This window comes from Marinobacter sp. PE14 (assembly GCF_053566155.1).
Genome location: NZ_JBQXNY010000001.1, coordinates 1157344 through 1175070, shown reverse-complemented (window position 1 = coordinate 1175070; position 17727 = coordinate 1157344). Strand labels below are relative to the sequence as shown.

Sequence of the window (17727 nt, the reverse complement as noted above, 5' to 3'; positions counted from 1 at the left end):
CCGATAAATGGAATTCTTGGAATTTTATGACCGAGAAACAGAAAACACTCGCCAAAATTGACAAGATGGACCGTCGAATCCTCGAACAGATCCAGCAGGATGGCTCCCTGACCAACCAGGAACTGGCAGAGAAAGTTGGCCTATCTCCTTCACCCTGCCTCCGTCGTGTGCGGGCGCTTGAGGATGCCGGTATCATCGTCAGAACCGTCACCATTCTGGACCACAAGAAACTTGGCCTCTCACTGACGGCGATCATCCTGATTGGCATGGACCGGCATACGCCCGAGCGTTTCGCCGCGTTTGAAGAGCAGGTTGCAGAGTACCCAGAGGTGCAGGAGTGCTATCTGATTACCGGCCAGGACGCCGATTACATGCTCAAAGTGGTGGTACCCGACATGGACCACTACCACCATTTTCTGTTGAACCGCATTACCCGCATTCAGGGCGTCAGCGGAGTGCACTCCAGCTTTGTACTCCGGCGAGTCATCGACAGTACTGCCCTGCCACTGGGGTACCTTTCCTGATTCAGGCGACAAGCTCTCGGACGTAAGCCCTTGCCATACATTTAAGCTCTTCCACCAGTTGCCGACCCTGGGCGTCGGGCAGAGTTACCGCCAGCCGAAGTACAGTGCCGGCGGACCGTGGCAGCAAAAGGCTTGCGGTCCAGCGTCGATCATCAGGAATCCGGGGACACTCCTCTTTGAGTTTCTGGTCCAGATCGCGAGCGTTGGTGTAAAGCTCTCTCAGATCCAGCTCCCTCAACTCCGGCATTGCCTCCACGCCACTCCAGATCGCCGAGTAGGCGGGCTCATGACGGTAGAACTCGTAAAACTGATCAATGAGAACGTCTACCGCATCGCTAAGGCTCAATTCCTGCAACCGTTCCCGCAGAGCCTGCTCCATCTTTTCCACGTGTTGTTCGGCAATGGCATGGACGATGGCCGCCTTGTTAGGAAAATAACGGTAGAGGGAAGCGAGTGACATGCCCGACTGTCGGGCAATGGCTGACATGCTCGCGGCATCGACACCGGTCTCATGAAAAATGGCGGCGGCATGGCGAAGGATGGTGTTGACGCGCTCCCGGCTGCGTGCCTGAACCGGCCTACGCCGCGGTGCGACATCAATAGATTCGTCGGTCATCATCTGTACCTTGTGCAACAGGCTCCGTACAATAATGGCCACTTTACGACAAATAAAGGCTCCGGCGGGCCAACCGCCGCCTGTCCATTAGTCTAACACTTCAGATTTATTACAAACGGAAGACACGATGCGAGCAAGCCGCTACCTGATTGCCACCCAGAAAGAGACCCCCGCCGACGCCGAGATCATCAGCCATCAGTTGATGTTGCGTGCCGGCATGATCCGCAAACTGGCCGCCGGGTTATACACCTGGTTGCCGATGGGCCTGCGCACCCTGCGTAAGGTTGAGCGAATCGTTCGCGAAGAAATGGACAAGAGTGGCGCTCAGGAAGTGTTGATGCCTGCGGTCCAGCCGGCCGAACTCTGGGAGGAATCCGGACGCTGGACCCAGTACGGCGGCGAACTGCTGCGAATGAAAGACCGTCATGGCCGTGATTTCTGTTTCGGACCGACCCACGAAGAGGTCATTACCGACCTGATCCGGAATGAGATCAGCAGCTACAAGGAGTTGCCCGCCAATTTCTACCAGGTCCAGACCAAATTCCGGGACGAGCGTCGCCCCCGGTTCGGCGTTATGCGCGCGCGGGAATTCCTGATGAAGGACGCTTATTCCTTCCATCTGAACGCCGAATCCCTGAACGAAACCTATGAACTGATGCACAGCACCTACTGCGCTATCTTCGACCGGTTTGGCCTGGATTACCGTGCCGTACAGGCAGACTCCGGCGCCATTGGTGGCAGTGCATCCCACGAATTCCACGTACTCGCGTCCTCCGGCGAAGACGACATCGTGTTCAGTACAGAAAGCGATTATGCGGCCAATATCGAGAAAGCAGAGGCGGTAGCTCCGATTGGCACCCGCCCTGCTCCGGCTGAGGAGATGAAGGAAGTCGCTACTCCGGATCAGAAAACCATTGAGGCGGTGTCAACGCTGCTAGGCATTGATGCTACCCGCACGGTCAAGACCCTGCTGGTGAAGGCGGAAGCTGACGAAGATGGCAATTCCGGCCTGGTTGCACTGGTTCTGCGTGGCGATCACACCCTGAACGAGATCAAGGCCGAAAACCTGGCCGGCGTTGCCGAGCCTCTGACCATGGCCACCGATGAAGAAATCGAACAGGCCGTTGGCTGCAAGGCCGGATCGATCGGACCGTTAAAACTCAACGTGCCCGTCATTGTCGACCGCAGTGCCGCGCATCTGGCCGACTTTGTCTGCGGCGCCAACCGGGAAGGTTTCCACCTGACCGGGGTGAACTGGGAGAGAGACGCAGCGCTTGAACGGGTGGAAGACCTGCGCAACGTGGTTGAGGGAGACCCCAGCCCGGATGGCAAGGGCTCTCTGGAGATCCGGCGCGGCATTGAAGTGGGCCACATCTTCAAACTTGGAAACAAGTACAGTACTGCCATGAACGCCACGGTTCTGGATGAGAACGGCAAGACCGTGACCATGGAGATGGGTTGCTACGGCCTGGGCGTGTCCCGGGTTGTTGCCGCAGCCATTGAGCAGAACCACGACGACAACGGCATCATCTGGCCCGACGCCATTGCGCCTTTCCAGGTGGCTATCGTCACGCTTAACGCCCACAAATCACCCACAGTTGCGGAAGCCGGCGAAAAGCTTTACGAGCAGCTCCGCCAGGCCGGTTATGATGTGCTTCTGGATGACCGCAAAGAGCGCCCGGGTGTGAAGTTCGCCGATATGGAACTGATCGGTATCCCGCACAGGTTCGTGGTGTCCGAGCGCGGTCTGGCCGCAGGAACCCTGGAATACAAGGGTCGAAGGGATGCGGAAAAACAGGATATTCCGGTAGCCGAAGCGCTGCCATTCCTGGTGAACGCCTCGCCCCGCAAAGGGCTCTGAAGCCTATCCCCATTTGAAGACAACCCCTGGACGGCACTGGCGTGAAGCCGTGTCGTCAGGGATTTTCCCTTCCTGAACCACCCACGATGCCTGGCTCCATTTCCAGGGTTATGCCGAACCGCTCAACCACTGATTGGCAAACCTCTTTGGCAAGCTCGAGTATGTCGGCACCTGTGCCGCCCGAGTGGTTAATCATAACCAGCGCCTGTCGGTTATGAACGCCCACCCGGGCATTCCTGAAGCCTTTCCAGCCACTTTGATCGATCAGCCAGGCCGCTGCCAGTTTGACACCATGCACCTGGGGATAGGCCACAATATCCGGGTGTCGCTCTCTAAGTGCCTCGAACGTCTCTCGGTCAACCACCGGGTTCTTGAAGAAACTCCCGGCATTCGGAATCATATCCGGGTCCGGCAACTTTCGTCGGCGAATAGCCATCACGGCCTCTGCTACCTGCAGCGGGTCGAGGGCGGTTTCCGCCGAATCACCGAGGTACTCCCGGAGATCCCTATATCCGAGCACAAGAGGACGTGAGCGGGACAGACCCAAACGGATTTCGGTGATCACATAGCGGCCCGGCGTCTGCTTGAACAGGCTGTCGCGATAGGCAAAACGGCACTCGGCATTACTGAGAGCAACCAGCTCACCCGAACTGCGATCCAGTGCGGTGACGGATTCCAGACAATCGCCGAGCTCGACACCGTAGGCACCAATATTCTGCACGGGCGCCGCACCGGCCGTCCCCGGGATCAACGCCAGATTCTCGATGCCGCGATAACCGGCCCGGGCCGCATACAGAACCGCCTCATGCCAGTTCTCACCGGCTCCAAGCACCAGGGTGGCCCTGTGGCCTTCGATGTGCTCCCAACGGCGGCCACGAATGGCCAGACGGACCACCAGCCCCGCGAAGTCACCCGCGAACACAAGATTGCTCCCGCCACCCAGAATCAGCACTTCCTGATGCTCCAACGAGGCCCATTCCAGAGACTGAGAGAGCTCATCTGCGCTGTGAACCTCGGCAAAAAAACGGGCTCTGGCCGGCACGTGCAGGGTGTTCAGCGCTTCCAGCTCGATGTTTTCCCGAATTTCCGGCTGCTGACTCAAGCCAGACGCCCCCGGATGTCCGCCAGCAGGCCCTCGCCGGCTTCCTGAATCAGGTCAAGCACGGTTTCGAAACCGTCATCACCACCGTAATAGGGATCTGGCACCTCCTGATGGGGCGACTGGCCGTACTCCAGAAACAAGGCCGGCCGGGTGCCGCCATTCTGATGCCATGCGTCCTTGATGTCCGCCAGGTTCTGGCGATCCATCACCAGCACGTAGTCAAAGGTTTCCAGATCGTCCGGACTGAACTGGCGGGCCCGCAATCCACTGATATCGATGCCCCGGCGACGGGCAGCCTCCTGGGAGCGGCCGTCGGGACTCTTGCCAATGTGCCAGTCGCCGGTGCCACAGGAATCGATGTGGACCTGCTCTGCCAGGCCCGCCTGCTCTACCAATGAGCGAAACACACCTTCGGCACTGGGCGATCGACAGATGTTACCCAGGCACACGAAAAGAACGTTTACCGGTTCAGTCATTCTCGTTTTTCCTCCTCTCCAGCCAGCTTCGGACCCGTTGCAAATCCGCGTCGGTATCAACGCCGCCCGGCGGGTTCACGGCAGCCACATCCACGTGGATACGGGCACCATTATAGAGTGCCCTCAACTGTTCCAGAGATTCGGTAACCTCGGTTGGAGCAGGCGCCCAGCTGACAAACTCGGCCAGGACGGAAGCACGGTAACCATAGATGCCGATATGCCGGAAATACCCGACATTATCCGGCAGGGAGGTATCCAGTCCCGTCAAAGGTGTGCCCTCTCGCCACTGATCCCTGGCCCACGGGATCGGCGCACGACTGAAATAATGGGCGATCCCCCGGTGATCGAACACAACCTTGACCACATTGGGATTGAACACGTGCTCCGGGTCGTGGATCCGCTCACACAGGGTGGCAATGGCAGCTTCCGGGTAAAACTCCAGATTGTCCGCCACCTGGTTGATCAGTTCAGGCGGGATCAGGGGTTCGTCACCCTGGACGTTAACTACCCGATGATCAGGCCCGAAACCCAGCACCCGTGCCACCTCCTCGAGGCGGTCGGTGCCGCTGGCGTGGTTGGGTGATGTCATGACCACTTCTGCACCAAAGCCTTCGCAAGCAGTCCGGATCCGATCGTCGTCCGTGGCAACAACTACCCTGTCTGCCCGGCTTTCAGCAGCACGCTCACAGACATGCTGGATCATCGGCTTTCCGGCAATGTCTGCCAGAGGCTTGCCCGGGAGGCGGCTGGAAGCATAGCGGGCCGGAATCACAACGGTAAAAGACATGTGGTAACCACCTGGCTGACTTGGATTTAGCGCTTGTGCAGACGCTCATCGGTGGACAGGGTCCGGGCTTCGGTGGCCAACATCACGGGAATCCCCTCGCGGATCGGGAACGCCATGGCGTCCTGATAACAGACCAGTTCGGTTCTGTCCTCGTTGAGTTTCAGGTCGCCCTTGCAGACCGGACAGGCCAACAGCGCCAACAGTTTTTTATCCATGTTGCTTACTCACTTGATATCAGGAAGTTAACGGCTCGGAACATTGGCGAACCCGGGCCAGAAACGCGTCACGGAACGGCCCCGGCAATCTGGCCTCAACTGTGAGGCTCCAGGCATTCTCGGGCGCAAATTCCCGGCATTTCACCGCGTCTTTTGCCGTCATGACTATCAACTCATCGGTATCACTGGTCAGATCCTCAGGGCGAAAACGATGGTGATCCGGAAAGGCCGCCTCGGCAACATCCGCGCCCAGGATTCTGAGTGTATCGAAAAACCGGGCCGGGTTTCCGATCCCGGCCACTGCCCTCACGGCCTTGCCCCTGAGATCGCCAACTGCCCTCGACTCCCCTGTTCTGAGGTGAACAAGGGTTGCAGGCTCAAGAACCATGGAAAATATGGCGGGGTGGTCAACACCGACAAAACTTTCCAGGGCCTGCTCTGAAAGCTCTTTGTCATTTACGATAACAAAATCCACAGAAGCGAGTCGCGAAACCGGCTCCCGCAGCGGGCCAACGGGGATCAAGGCGCCGTTACCGATGCCCCGTTGCCCATCAAATACCGACAGTTCCAGGTCTCTGGGCAACTTGTAGTGTTGAAGGCCATCGTCACAAATCAGCACATCACCCAGGTTTTTCTCAAGGGCATAGTCGGCGCCCCGCCGGCGTCGGGGATCAACAACAACCGGACATCCGGTGCTCAGCGCCAGCATGACAGGCTCGTCGCCGGCTTCGGCAGCACTCGTCTCTGCCGTGACTTCCAGTGGGTATCGGCCAGCATCACCACCATAACCCCTGCTGAGAATGACCGGCCGCCAGCCATCGGATGCCAGTGCAGAAACCAGCCAGGCGGTAAGCGGAGATTTGCCAGTTCCACCAGCAGTGATGTTGCCAACAACAATGACCGGAACCGGGAGCGACGCATCCCTTGCATCCCAGGCGGCCCGCCGGCGGGCTTCTGCGATGCTCCGGTACAGCCATGACAGCGGTGCGAGAAAGGCCAGAGGGCGCTTGCTGCTATACCAGAGACGCTCAACCAGCGAACTCATGGCAGATTGCACCGCACTCATGACTGCTCGCTAAACTGCATCTGGTGCAACTGAGCGTAGGCGCCGCCAGCGGCAAGGAGTTCGTCGTGGCGGCCGGATTCGGCGATGCGGCCATTGTCCATCACCAGGATTCGGTCCGCTTTCTCGATGGTGGACAGGCGATGCGCAATGACCAGAGTGGTGCGGCCCTGCATAACCGTTTCCAGCGCTTCCTGGATGTGGCGTTCAGATTCCGTATCCAGAGCCGAAGTGGCCTCATCAAGGATCAGAACCGGAGCGTTCTTGAGCAGCGCCCGGGCGATGGCGAGCCGCTGTCGCTGCCCACCGGAAAGCATGACCCCGTTGTCACCGATCATGGTATCCAGGCCCTCGGGCATACGATCAATAAATTCGAGCGCATGAGCCTTGGCCGCGGCCTCGCGGATTTCCTCCGGTGTACAGTCTCTCAGGGCACCATAGGCGATATTGGCAGCGATGGTGTCGTTGAACAGGACAACGTTCTGGGTCACCAGAGCGATCTGTTTACGCAGGGCCTTCAGAGAGAAATCGCGCAACGAGTGCCCATCGATTCGGATATCGCCGCCGGTGTACTCATAAAACCTCGGCAACAGGCTCACCAACGTCGATTTACCGCTGCCGGAACGCCCAACCAGCGCCACACTTTGCCCGGCAGGAATGCTGAGCGATATGCCTTCCAGAACATTGTCCAACTGGTCACGGTACCGAAACGCCACTTCGTCAAACTCGATGTCGCCTTCAACGCGATCCGGCGAATACGTACCCGGATCCTGCTCCGGCGACTCGTCGATGGTTTCGAACACATCGTAAGCCGCGGCAACGCCCTTCTGGATCTTGGCGTGAACAGAGGTTACCTGGCGGATCGGTTTTGCCATGGTCGTCGCTGCTGTAATGAATGCCACCAGCTGACCGGTGGTCATTTCACCGCGAATTTCCGGCGCCAACATCATCCAGACAAGTCCGGCAATGGCGATGGCCACCAGCACCTGAATCACCGGAACGCTGATCGCCTGCGTCGATGCCATCTTCAGACTTTGCTTGAGGTTTTTATTATTAACCTCTTGAAAACGCTGGCGCTCATAATCCTCCCCACCAAAGGTACGAACAACCCGGTAGCCGGTAATGGATTCGGAAGCCACGTGGGTGATATCGCCCATGGAACCCTGGATACGCTTGCTGATCTTGCGGAAGCGCTTGCTGGCATAGCTGACCACTGCGGCAATAAGCGGTCCCACTGCCAGAAAAATCAGCGTCAATTTCCAGTTGGTGTAGAACATGTAGCCCAGCAAACCGACGATGGTCAGACCTTCCCGGAGCGTGATGGTCACGGCGTTGGTCGTCGCCTCCGCCACCTGCTCGACGTTAAAGGTAAGCTTGGATACAAGGCGTCCCGCCGCATTGTCATCGAAATAGCGGGAGGGCAGCGTCATCAGTCGATCGAACACATCATTGCGAAGCGCATTGATGACCTGCCGACCGACATAGCTGATGAAGTACTGGCTCAGGAACGTGCCCAGCCCACGGAATGCGAAGACGCCAACGATAACCAGCGTCAGCATCAGACGATTCTGCTCGGTCGGGTTCTCGATCGCCGCAATGACGTATTCCATGGCTGCCGCCATACCGGTCGATGCAGCCGCATAGATAATGTTACCGAGTACCGCGAGGGAGAAGGCCAGCATGAAGGGCTTAACATAGGCGAGCAGGCGCTTGTAGGTATCCCAGCTGCCCGCCGGCAGGCCGGCCGCGGGGTCTGGTAAAGGCTCGGGTACCTTCACTGGTTCTCAGCCTCCCGCTCAGTGGTGATGCTCAGCTTGGCGAACCCCAAACGTCCGGCAACGTCCATGGCACGAACCACAAACTCGTGAGGCGTGCGGGCATCAGCGGTGATGATAAAGGGAAGCGAATTGTTGCCTTCAGCCAACTCACGCACACCCCGTTCCAGCGTCTCGCGCCGGTTATTGACCAATGTCCGGTCATTCAGAATGTACTGCCCCTCGGCATTGATCACCACGTCGATCTGCTGCACCTCCGACGCCGGCGCGGGCTCGCCACTGGCTTCGGGCAATTCAACCTGCAGATGGCTCTCGCGGGTAAAGGTCGTGGAAACCATAAAGAAAATCAGCAGCAGAAACACCACGTCGATCAGTGGTGTCAGGTCTACCCCGACTTCCTGGCTCCTCTGGCGCTTGAACTTCACGGCGTTCAGGCTCCTTCCACGTCGATTTCGCGGTCTCCGTGCACTACCTCAACCAGCTTGATGGCTTCCTGCTCCATGCCGACGACCAGCTCATCCACTCTGCGGATAAAGTAGCGGTGGCAGATAAGTGCCGGGATAGCGACGCTCAGGCCAGCAGCCGTTGTAATCAGGGCTTCGGAAATGCCACCGGCGAGGTTGCCGGCGTTGCCAACGCCAGCCAGCTGGATCTCGGCAAATACCTTGATCATGCCGATGACGGTGCCCAACAGACCCAGCAGAGGAGTGATCGTCGCAACCGTGCCCAGCGGATTGAGGAAACGCTCCAGATCGTGGATGACCTGGCTCGCCTCGTGCTCGATGCTCTCTTTCATGATTTCGCGGCCGTGCTTGGCGTTAAGCAGGCCACCGGCAAGAATCCGGCCCAGGGGCGATGACCCCTGCAGGGCTTTCAGTTTCCGGCCATTGAGTTCTTTCTTCTTGATCCAGCGCCATAACTCATTAATGGTCTGGGGGGGCGCGACCCTGGAGGCGCGGAGGGTCCAGAAACGCTCCAGAATGATGGCCAGCGCCAGAATGGAGCAGGCAACAATTGGCACCATCAGAATGCCACCGGCTTTCAACAGCTCGAACACGCTTGGTCTCCCTGATTGTTTGCAAGCCGCGCTACTTTAGCATAGCTACCGGTGGAGGCCACACCTGCAATGTCACGGTATTTTACATTGGTCACGGGCAAGCCCCGGACCACCGATCCAGAACGACGAGCCATCCCGCATTTCCTTGAATGCCAGCTGTTTACCGACAACGGTCATCACGATGCTGCCTGAACATGCAGTGTTCAGAGGAATCGCTCCGACCCCGGCGTAGCGGGCGGTGACCGTCGGGTGGGGATGACCGTACCGGTGGCGATAGCCAGCGGTATAGATGATCCGGTCTGGACTCAGTACGCGGACCCAGGGTTCGGAAGATGAGGTTTTGCTGCCGTGGTGCGGCGCAACGAGCACACGGATTGAAGGAACCGGAACATCCGCGCGGCCAGCCATGTAAGCCAGATACTCTGCCTCCATGGGTTCGGTAATATCTCCCGGCAAGAGCCACTCAGCTCCGGAGTCAGGGTGGTAGATACGCAACACGCAGGAGGCGTCGTTACCCTCTTTTGCGCCCTCACCCTGCCAGAACTCGAGGACCAACCCTCCCAGCCTTTCTTCAGTCTGCTTGCAGGCTTGCACGGGCAGTTCGGCAACCTGCTGCCTGACCGCCGAGGGCTCGCCAGCAATTACACGCCCGATCCTGACGTTCCGGGAAAGCTCCGCGATGCCCCCCGCATGATCGCTGTCGGCGTGGCTAATCAAGAGAGTGTCAATACGCTTGATTCCTTCGGCCGCCAGATTGGGCAAAAGCGTGGACTCGACAGCCGAGAACACGCCCGGGACGGCGGGACCCGTATCGTAGACAAGAACCTCGCGTCCGTGCCGGACCAGAACCGAAAGCCCCTGCCCAACATCCCATACTCTTATCACTGGCGCTGCCACATAAGAGTTCCTTTCTGGAGAAGGGGCCGGATACACCAGCCACAACACGGCCGAAAGAGCCGCCACAAGGCGGAACATGGCGAACGGCATACACAATAACGCGATGGTCAGCAACGCCCAGCCTACAATCTCCGGGACGCCGGCCGAGATATCCGGAGCCTGCCACTGCGCGAGCCACATCAGCAATTGCCAAAGCACACCGAGCGTGAGATCAAACAATGGTACGAAGAGCTGAGCGGCATCTGGCAATGCCGCGGCAAGCAACCCACCCGTGACAAGCACTGGCATTACCACAAGGGATACCCAGGGAATGGCGACCAGGTTGGCCAACAGCCCCACCAGGGGCTGACCCTGCCCCAGTATTTCGAGGATTGGCCACAATCCGCCAAAGACCGCGAGCTGGGCCAAGACGAGTCCTTTCAGCCACCCGGTTCCAGCCAGCCGCGCCGAGAATACAGTGATCAGCGTGCCAACCGCAGCGAACGAAAGCCAGAACCCCTGATCCAGGGGCGCAAAGGGATCCAGCACAAGAACGGCAGCCAACGCGGCCAGAAAGGCGTGCCAGACCGGGGCCTGACGACTCATCAAGACCAGCCAGCCACCGGCCACAACCATCACCAGAGCTCTCCGTGTCGGAACGGTAAATCCTGCCGCCAGGGCATAAACCAGACAACAGAGGATAACTGCCACGAAGACGAACCAACGCCTGGAGCTGTCACTGACTATCTGTGCCGGAAAGATCAGCAACAGGCGCCGGCACAGAAACCCTGCCCCCAGGGCGATCAGGCCCAGGTGAAGGCCCGATATCGCCACCAGGTGAATGGTGCCGGTCGCCTTGAGCACATCCCAGTGCTTCTGTTCCATGTGGCCGCGATGACCTATCAGAAACGAAGAAACCAGCGGAAAATGACGTGCAACGCCAAATTGCTCGATGGTCCATTGGTGAAGCGAGAGGTGCAGTTCCCGGTACTGGCAATGGACGAAACACCCGACATCCCGGTCAACCTTGAGACTGCGGACGCTACCCGTGGCCCGGTAACCTTTGCGAAACAGCCAGTCCTCGTAGCGAAAGCCGGCGGGGTTCAGGGTGCCATGGGGGCGCTTGAGCACAACTTCCAGACGCAAACGGTCACCCGGGAGCTGGTCCATTCCGTGACCGTACCAGGACAACCTGAGCAGGTCCGGCATCCTTGCTTCCTCTCCGGTCGGGATGGGAAGGTTGTGCCACTGGGTGACACAGAAACTGAAACGTAAACTGTTGAAGCTTCCGGGTGAAGGAATGTCACACAGGTACCCCGAGACGGAAAGACGCTCGCGTTCCAGGCTCGCCGGCAGAACAGATGAAAGCCGATCATTGGCATGCCACGATGCCCAGGAGAGTCCGACGACGAGGCCAAGCGCAGATACGAATGCGAAGCTGGCAAAGGTCGCGGAATAGAAGATCCGGCCGAACGCCAGCAGAGGTATCACGGCGACCAACCACGCGGGAGGTGGCAGTATCGACAACCAATACAGTAAGATAACGCCACAAGAGAAGGCGATAACGCCCAGCGCTTCGGAACCGGAGTCGCCCGAAGGGCGCACCGGTCTGTTGATACTTCCGGACAATCCTTGTCCTCCTGTATGTCACAAACACCGGCAACATCCGATGGGCCGGTCTACTAACTCCGTCTAAAGGCAGAACTTCCAATGCCAAAGAAGTTCATGAAACGCTATCTGCCCTCACCAGAGAAGGTGCAAGCGATGCAGTCGCTGAGCTTTCTGGGCGATATCCTTCATGAACCGAACCTGTGGCACATCAACCGTCACAGTGTTGCGCGGGCCTTTCTCGTCGGCATCTGGTTCTGCTTTATTCCCATGCCCTTCCAGATGCTCGCTGCCGCCTTTTTTGCTATCTGGTTCAATGCCAATCTGCCACTGTCGGTGGTTCTGGTCTGGATCAGCAACCCGGTGACCATGCCGCCGATGTTCTATTTCAACTACAAAATCGGGGCCTGGGCCCTGGACCGTCCGGTGCTCAGTTTTGAGTTTGAACTGTCCTGGTCCTGGATCAGCGAGCGATTACTGGATATCGGTATTCCCCTTTACCTGGGATCCCTGGTGGTCGCAACGATTTCCGCCTGCGTTGCCTACCTGATCATCCAGTATCTCTGGCGCCGGAAGATTCGCTCTGACTGGCAGGTGCGGCGGACCAATCGCGTAAGACGCCGCCGGTCCGCTGATCAGACTTCCTGAATCAGGCGACCCTGCTCAAGCCGCATGACCCGACCCAGGCTTCGGGCCATTTTCATGTCATGGGTGACCATGACAAAGGCAATACCCAACTGATCCCTCAGGGACTCTATCAGCGCCTGCACGCCCTCGCCGGTGTGTTCATCCAGGTTGCCCGTCGGTTCATCCATCAGCACGCAGTCCGGCTCGTTGACCAGTGCCCTGGCAATGGCCACCCGCTGGCGTTCGCCACCGGACAGCTCGCCGGGTTTGTGGTCCAGCCGTTCGGCAAGGCCAACCCGCTCCAGCAAGCTGCTCGCCTTGTCCCGGGACTTCGAGACCGCCATACCACCCAATGCACACGGCATCATCACGTTTTCCAGAGCGGTAAACTCCGGCAACAGGTGGTGGAACTGATAGACAAACCCGAGATGGGCATTCCGGAACCGGGCGCGCCGCGCCTCGGAAAGCCGGTGAATGTCTTCGCCACAAATGGAAATCTGACCGGAAGACGGCTTGTCGAGCCCGCCCAACAAGTTGAGCAACGTGGTTTTTCCGGCACCGCTACTGCCCACAATGGCAACGGTTTCCCCCTGGGCAACTTCCAGCGAGATATCCGAAAAAATGGTTAGCTTTCCGGGGCCCTCGTTATAGGTCCGGGTAACCTGACGGCAGTCTATTACCAGCGCACGGGGTGCCATTGCGGATTGTTCCTTACTCATAACGAAGCGCCTCCGCCGGATCCACTCTGGAAGCCCGCCAGGCCGGATAAATGGTTGCCAACAGACTCATGGCGAGGCCGGCGCCACTGATGATAAACACGTCCTGCCATTGCAGCTGGGAGGGCAAATAGCTGATGAAGTACACGTCCGCGCTCAGGAACTGGTGGCCAAGCGCCCCCTCCAGCCAGGAAATAAAGGCGCTGATGTTGAGCGCTCCGAAAACGCCCAGCGCGGTGCCGACAATGGTTCCGAAGATACCGATGACCGCCCCCTGAACAATAAAGATCCGCATGATGCGGCCCGGCGTTGCCCCCATGGTCCTGAGGATGGCGATGTCACCGGTTTTATCGGTAACCACCATCACCAGCGTGGACACGATATTGAAGGCGGCGACAGCCACGATAAACATCAGCAACAAGCCGATCATGGTTTTCTCCATGCGGATGGCCTGGAACAGGTTGCCGTGGGTGCGGGTCCAGTCGGATACGTAATACCGGCCGCCCAGAGACTCAGCAGCCTGCTGCGACACCTTCGGCGCGGCAAAGAGGTCATCCACCAGCAGGCGAACACCCTCGGCCTTGCCCCCGGTCCGCATGAGCTTGGCTGCATCATCCATGTGAATCAGGGTGTAGTTGCCATCCAGTTCTGCCCCGACACTGAAGATGCCCTTGACGGTAAAGCGTTTGAGCCTGGGCAGGACCCCAGCCGGCGTAACCGAAGCTTCCGGCAGGACCACGGTTACCTTGTCACCGATCTGAAGTCGCAGGCTGGCCGCCATCAACCGACCGATGATGATGCCGAATTCGCCCGAAACCAGATCGTTGAGACTCCCTTCAACCATATGGTTCTCAATGATGGAGACCGTACGCTCCTCGTCAGGAAGAATGCCGTTAAGCATGACCCCACGAACATTTCCGCCGCCGGTAACCATACCCTGCCCCTGTATGAAAGGCGCAGCAGCCAGTACGCGGGGATGTTGCTGCACCCTCGCGTCGATTGATTGCCAGTCGTCAAGCGGCCCGGCTCCCTGAATGGTCGCGTGGGGCACCATCCCGAGAATTCGCTGCTTGAGCTCCCGATCGAAACCGTTCATGACCGACAGCACGATAATCAGAACCGCAACCCCCAGCATCAGCCCGATCATGGAGGTCAGGGAAATAAAGGAAATGAAGTGATTGCGGCGTTTGGCGGCCGTGTAACGCAAGCCAATATAGAGTGATAAGGGTCTGAACATTGAGAGGTGCCTGTTGCTACCTTCCGGTCTGTCGTGGTCTGGTTTTCCCGGGTACCTTCCAGCACGACGGGAAACTGCTAAACTGTTCTGTACCAAATAAAAATTCAGCCTTCCGGAGCCGCGATGCAGTCGTCCGACATCCCCAACGAACCGGTGGACTATTCACCCGAACGGCGGGACTTTTTCCGCATTGAAGACCGGATCGGCCTGGAGATCCGCAAGCTGGCGCCTGGCACCGCAATGGAAGAAGATGCCTTCGACGGCGACCATCTTGAGAGCCTGAAAGCTGAATTCAGACGGCTGGATCAGGACGTAAAATCCCAGCTTGCCAGCCTTGCCGAAAAAGACCGGCTGCTTATCGGACTGATCAAATCCCTGAACGGCAAGCTGGACACGCTTGCGCGCATTATGGCCTTTGAGCAAAATCCGTTGCAACCTGAGGACTGGCAGGAAGTAACCCTGAGCGAGGGTGGGCTGTCGTTCTCAAGTAGCACCCCTGCCTGGCAGCCGGGAGACCGGCTCGCTGTTCGAATGACCCTCCCCCCCGAACTTTTCCAGCCCCGCGCGATTGCCCGAGTTATCGAGGTACACCCCGATGCGTCAGGCGGAGCAAGGGTCCACACCGAATTCGCCCGGATTGATGACAGCGATCGCCAGCAAATCGCACGACATGTGATGCGGTGGCAGATTCGACAGCGTCAAAAGGAGTAGACTGGGGAAAAACGGGTGACTTTTGCTAATCTTTTTCGGATATTACGCTTTATCCATGTCCTTCCGAGGACATCAGTTTTCATGGAGACCCATCAATGAGCAAACAAACTACCCTGTTCGGCGCACTGGCAGTGACTGCCACACTGGCCCTTTCCCCGATGATGTCCGCGGTAGCTGAAGAGGTCCGCGTGCCAGTCGGCACCCAGGCCGATCGCGACCTGGCCAGCTTTCCCGGCTCCGGCATGAGCCAGTCATCGGTGCGCGCTTCCTGGGGTGCACCTATGGAAATTGAAGGTCCGGTCGGCCAACCGCCGATCACCCAGTGGCACTATCAGGGCTTTATCGTGTATTTCGAAGGCGACCGGGTCATCCACACCGTTCTCAAGCCGAATCGCTGAGGGCCCGAGGGGCCTTTCCACGCTGGAAATTCCCTTCCCATGTCCTGACGTTCAACCAATCGTTGGTTAGAATGGCGTCTTTTATGATTCAAGGTGACGTAGTGACAACCAAACGAGTGTTGCCCGCAGAATGGGCGCCCCAAAGTGCCGTCGTGCTGACCTGGCCCCACCCGGGAACCGACTGGGCAGGGTTGATCGACGAAGTTGAACCGGTGTTCCTCGACATCGCGAAAGCCGTCCTCAGATACCAACACCTTGTCATCAGTTGCGAACACGTCGTCCGCCTGCAGGAGCTGGAACGGGACCTCAATCGCTACGCCCGGGACAATGGTTTTCCGGGCCGTGTGAAATCGGTTCCGGCACCGGCAAACGACACCTGGGCCCGTGACCATGGACCAATCACCATTCTCACCGATGAAGAACCGACACTGCTGGATTTCAGGTTCAACGCCTGGGGCGGAAAGTTTCCCTGGGAAAAAGACGACGCGTTAAACAATCACCTGCTCAATGCCGGCGTCTTCGGCACGACCAGGATGCAGCAGGTTGGTTTTGTGCTGGAAGGGGGTTCCTTTGAATCGGATGGCCAGGGCACCCTGCTGACCACATCCGAGTGCCTGCTGACGCCTACCCGAAACCCGGCCATGGATCGCACGGCGATTGAACAACTGCTTTCCGAGGTGCTGGGAGTCCAGCGGATTCTCTGGCTCAACCACGGCTACCTTGCCGGGGATGACACCGACAGCCACATAGATACCCTGGCCCGATTTTGCGCCCCGGATCACATCTGCTATGTGGCTTGCCCCGACGTGGCGGATGAACACTACAGCGCGCTGGCGGCCATGGAAGAGGAACTTCAGGAGTTCCGCCAGGCCGACGGCACTGCATACAAGCTGACACCCCTTCCCTGGCCCGATGCCATTCATGATGAGGACGGTGAGCGTCTTCCGGCTACCTACGCCAACTTCCTGATCATCAATGAGGCGGTTTTGCTTCCCGTTTACGGCGTTGATCAGGATCAGGACGCTATCGCTGTCATGAAAGATATCTTCCCGACACGAGAAATAGTGCCGATCAATTGCCGGCCCTTGATTCGTCAGCATGGCAGCCTTCACTGTGTGACCATGCAAATTCCCGCCGGAGTAGTCAGTTGATGAGCAGTGAATTGCGCAAAAGCCAAATCAATGTTGCCGCCATCCAGCAGGCCTGCAGCAGCGATAAGGCCGCCAGCCTGGCCACTACCGAGAAACTGGTCCGTGAAGCCGTAGCCAGTGGCGCCAACCTGGTGGTCCTCCAGGAACTTCACGCCACCCTGTATTTCTGCCAGACCGAGGAAACGTCTGTTTTCGAGCTGGCAGAGCCGATTCCCGGCCCTACCAGCAAGCGCCTGTCTGACCTGGCCCGGGAACTGGGTATTGTTCTGGTTGGATCCATTTTCGAACGTCGTATGAACGGCGTGTACCACAACACGGCAGTTGTGTTTGAGAAAGACGGCTCCATGGCAGGGCTGTACCGGAAAATGCACATTCCGGACGACCCGGGTTTCTATGAAAAATTCTACTTCACGCCCGGTGACGCCCAGTTCAACGATGGCCGCAGCGGCTTCACGCCTATCGATACGTCTGTCGGCAGGCTCGGCGTGCTGGTTTGCTGGGACCAGTGGTACCCCGAGGCCGCAAGGCTGATGGCCCTGTCTGGTGCCGAGATACTGATATACCCCACTGCAATCGGCTGGGATGTAACGGATGACCCCGATGAACAGGCGCGTCAACTGGACGCCTGGGTCACCGTGCAAAGGGGCCACGCGGTTGCCAACAACCTGCCTGTCGTGGCTCCGAACCGGGTAGGCACGGAACCCGACCCCTCCGGGCACAGCGACGGCATTCGTTTCTGGGGCAACAGTTTTATCTGTGGCCCACAGGGCGAGTTGCTCGCCCGGGGCGATGACAGCTCCGAATGCATCCTTGCCGTTACCCTTGATCGCAACCGTAGTGAATCGGTTCGCCGTATCTGGCCGTATTTGAGAGATCGCCGAATAGACGCCTACGGCGACATCCTTAAACGCGTAAGAGACTGAGCCC

At 58.5% G+C, this 17727-nt stretch carries 19 protein-coding genes; 7 read left to right on the top strand and 12 right to left on the bottom strand.

What is annotated here, in order from left to right; all coding sequences use genetic code 11:
* Positions 1 to 26 precede the first annotated feature (26 nt).
* Positions 27 to 524 carry an Lrp/AsnC family transcriptional regulator gene (locus ACWJ62_RS05575; protein ID WP_449285277.1) on the top strand — a complete coding sequence of 166 codons (498 nt, stop codon included), beginning with the start codon at positions 27 to 29 and terminating at the stop codon, positions 522 to 524.
* A gap of 1 nt (position 525) precedes the next feature.
* Here the strand turns inward: ACWJ62_RS05575 and ACWJ62_RS05570 are convergent, their stop codons facing one another.
* The gene (locus ACWJ62_RS05570) at positions 526 to 1140 is read right to left on the bottom strand and encodes a TetR/AcrR family transcriptional regulator (RefSeq protein WP_449285360.1); all 615 of its coding nucleotides are present in this window, start codon (positions 1138 to 1140) and stop codon (positions 526 to 528) included.
* Between the two features lie 127 nt (positions 1141 to 1267).
* Between ACWJ62_RS05570 and ACWJ62_RS05565 the strand changes: the two genes are divergently transcribed.
* Positions 1268 to 3001, top strand: coding sequence for a proline--tRNA ligase (locus ACWJ62_RS05565; protein ID WP_449285276.1), 1734 nt, complete (start codon positions 1268 to 1270; stop codon positions 2999 to 3001).
* A 55-nt stretch (positions 3002 to 3056) separates the two neighbouring features.
* Here ACWJ62_RS05565 and murB read toward each other — a convergent pair whose 3' ends face one another.
* The 9 genes from murB to ACWJ62_RS05520 all read right to left on the bottom strand — a co-directional run bounded on the left by murB (position 3057) and on the right by ACWJ62_RS05520 (position 11981).
* On the bottom strand, positions 3057 to 4103 hold the full coding sequence (murB, locus tag ACWJ62_RS05560; RefSeq protein ID WP_449285275.1) for a UDP-N-acetylmuramate dehydrogenase: 1047 nt from the start codon (positions 4101 to 4103) through the stop codon (positions 3057 to 3059).
* Complete coding sequence (locus ACWJ62_RS05555) at positions 4100 to 4579, bottom strand: low molecular weight protein-tyrosine-phosphatase (protein WP_449285274.1); 480 nt, start codon at positions 4577 to 4579, stop codon at positions 4100 to 4102. Before ACWJ62_RS05555 ends, murB begins: the two co-directional genes overlap by 4 nt.
* Positions 4572 to 5366 carry a 3-deoxy-manno-octulosonate cytidylyltransferase gene (kdsB, locus tag ACWJ62_RS05550; protein ID WP_449285273.1) on the bottom strand — a complete coding sequence of 265 codons (795 nt, stop codon included), beginning with the start codon at positions 5364 to 5366 and terminating at the stop codon, positions 4572 to 4574. Before kdsB ends, ACWJ62_RS05555 begins: the two co-directional genes overlap by 8 nt.
* A gap of 26 nt (positions 5367 to 5392) precedes the next feature.
* Entirely contained in the window at positions 5393 to 5581 is a 189-nt protein-coding gene (locus ACWJ62_RS05545; RefSeq protein WP_008169170.1) for a Trm112 family protein, read from the bottom strand.
* Between the two features lie 19 nt (positions 5582 to 5600).
* Positions 5601 to 6647: a tetraacyldisaccharide 4'-kinase gene (gene lpxK, locus ACWJ62_RS05540; RefSeq protein WP_449285272.1), complete on the bottom strand. Its 1047-nt coding sequence runs from the start codon at positions 6645 to 6647 to the stop codon at positions 5601 to 5603.
* Positions 6644 to 8422: a lipid A export permease/ATP-binding protein MsbA gene (gene msbA / locus ACWJ62_RS05535; RefSeq protein WP_449285271.1), complete on the bottom strand. Its 1779-nt coding sequence runs from the start codon at positions 8420 to 8422 to the stop codon at positions 6644 to 6646. The genes lpxK and msbA overlap by 4 nt, the downstream gene beginning before the upstream one ends.
* On the bottom strand, positions 8419 to 8844 hold the full coding sequence (locus ACWJ62_RS05530) for an ExbD/TolR family protein (RefSeq protein WP_064230166.1): 426 nt from the start codon (positions 8842 to 8844) through the stop codon (positions 8419 to 8421). Before ACWJ62_RS05530 ends, msbA begins: the two co-directional genes overlap by 4 nt.
* A 5-nt stretch (positions 8845 to 8849) precedes the next feature.
* A complete protein-coding gene (locus ACWJ62_RS05525) occupies positions 8850 to 9476 on the bottom strand; it encodes a MotA/TolQ/ExbB proton channel family protein (protein WP_008169179.1) in 627 nt (208 codons plus the stop codon).
* Positions 9477 to 9548: 72 nt separating this feature from the next.
* The gene (locus ACWJ62_RS05520) at positions 9549 to 11981 is read right to left on the bottom strand and encodes a DNA internalization-related competence protein ComEC/Rec2 (protein ID WP_449285270.1); all 2433 of its coding nucleotides are present in this window, start codon (positions 11979 to 11981) and stop codon (positions 9549 to 9551) included.
* A gap of 81 nt (positions 11982 to 12062) precedes the next feature.
* Here ACWJ62_RS05520 and ACWJ62_RS05515 point away from each other — a divergent pair, with 81 nt between their 5' ends.
* Positions 12063 to 12608 carry a DUF2062 domain-containing protein gene (locus ACWJ62_RS05515; RefSeq protein ID WP_148607298.1) on the top strand — a complete coding sequence of 182 codons (546 nt, stop codon included), beginning with the start codon at positions 12063 to 12065 and terminating at the stop codon, positions 12606 to 12608.
* Here ACWJ62_RS05515 and lolD read toward each other — a convergent pair.
* Positions 12596 to 13285, bottom strand: coding sequence for a lipoprotein-releasing ABC transporter ATP-binding protein LolD (gene lolD / locus ACWJ62_RS05510; protein ID WP_449285359.1), 690 nt, complete (start codon positions 13283 to 13285; stop codon positions 12596 to 12598). The two genes, ACWJ62_RS05515 and lolD, sit on opposite strands and share 13 nt — an antisense overlap.
* Before the next feature lie 13 nt (positions 13286 to 13298).
* Positions 13299 to 14540: a lipoprotein-releasing ABC transporter permease subunit gene (locus ACWJ62_RS05505; RefSeq protein ID WP_449285269.1), complete on the bottom strand. Its 1242-nt coding sequence runs from the start codon at positions 14538 to 14540 to the stop codon at positions 13299 to 13301.
* 123 nt (positions 14541 to 14663) lie between these two features.
* Between ACWJ62_RS05505 and ACWJ62_RS05500 the strand changes: the two genes are divergently transcribed.
* From ACWJ62_RS05500 to ACWJ62_RS05485, 4 genes are all read left to right on the top strand, one after another.
* Positions 14664 to 15251 (top strand): PilZ domain-containing protein, encoded by a 588-nt coding sequence (locus tag ACWJ62_RS05500; protein WP_449285268.1) that lies wholly within the window; start codon positions 14664 to 14666, stop codon positions 15249 to 15251.
* Between the two features lie 95 nt (positions 15252 to 15346).
* The gene (locus ACWJ62_RS05495; protein WP_449285267.1) at positions 15347 to 15649 is read left to right on the top strand and encodes a hypothetical protein; all 303 of its coding nucleotides are present in this window, start codon (positions 15347 to 15349) and stop codon (positions 15647 to 15649) included.
* A gap of 101 nt (positions 15650 to 15750) precedes the next feature.
* Entirely contained in the window at positions 15751 to 16800 is a 1050-nt protein-coding gene (locus ACWJ62_RS05490; protein WP_449285266.1) for an agmatine deiminase family protein, read from the top strand.
* Complete coding sequence (locus ACWJ62_RS05485; protein WP_449285265.1) at positions 16800 to 17723, top strand: carbon-nitrogen hydrolase; 924 nt, start codon at positions 16800 to 16802, stop codon at positions 17721 to 17723. The genes ACWJ62_RS05490 and ACWJ62_RS05485 overlap by 1 nt, the downstream gene beginning before the upstream one ends.
* Positions 17724 to 17727 lie beyond the last annotated feature (4 nt).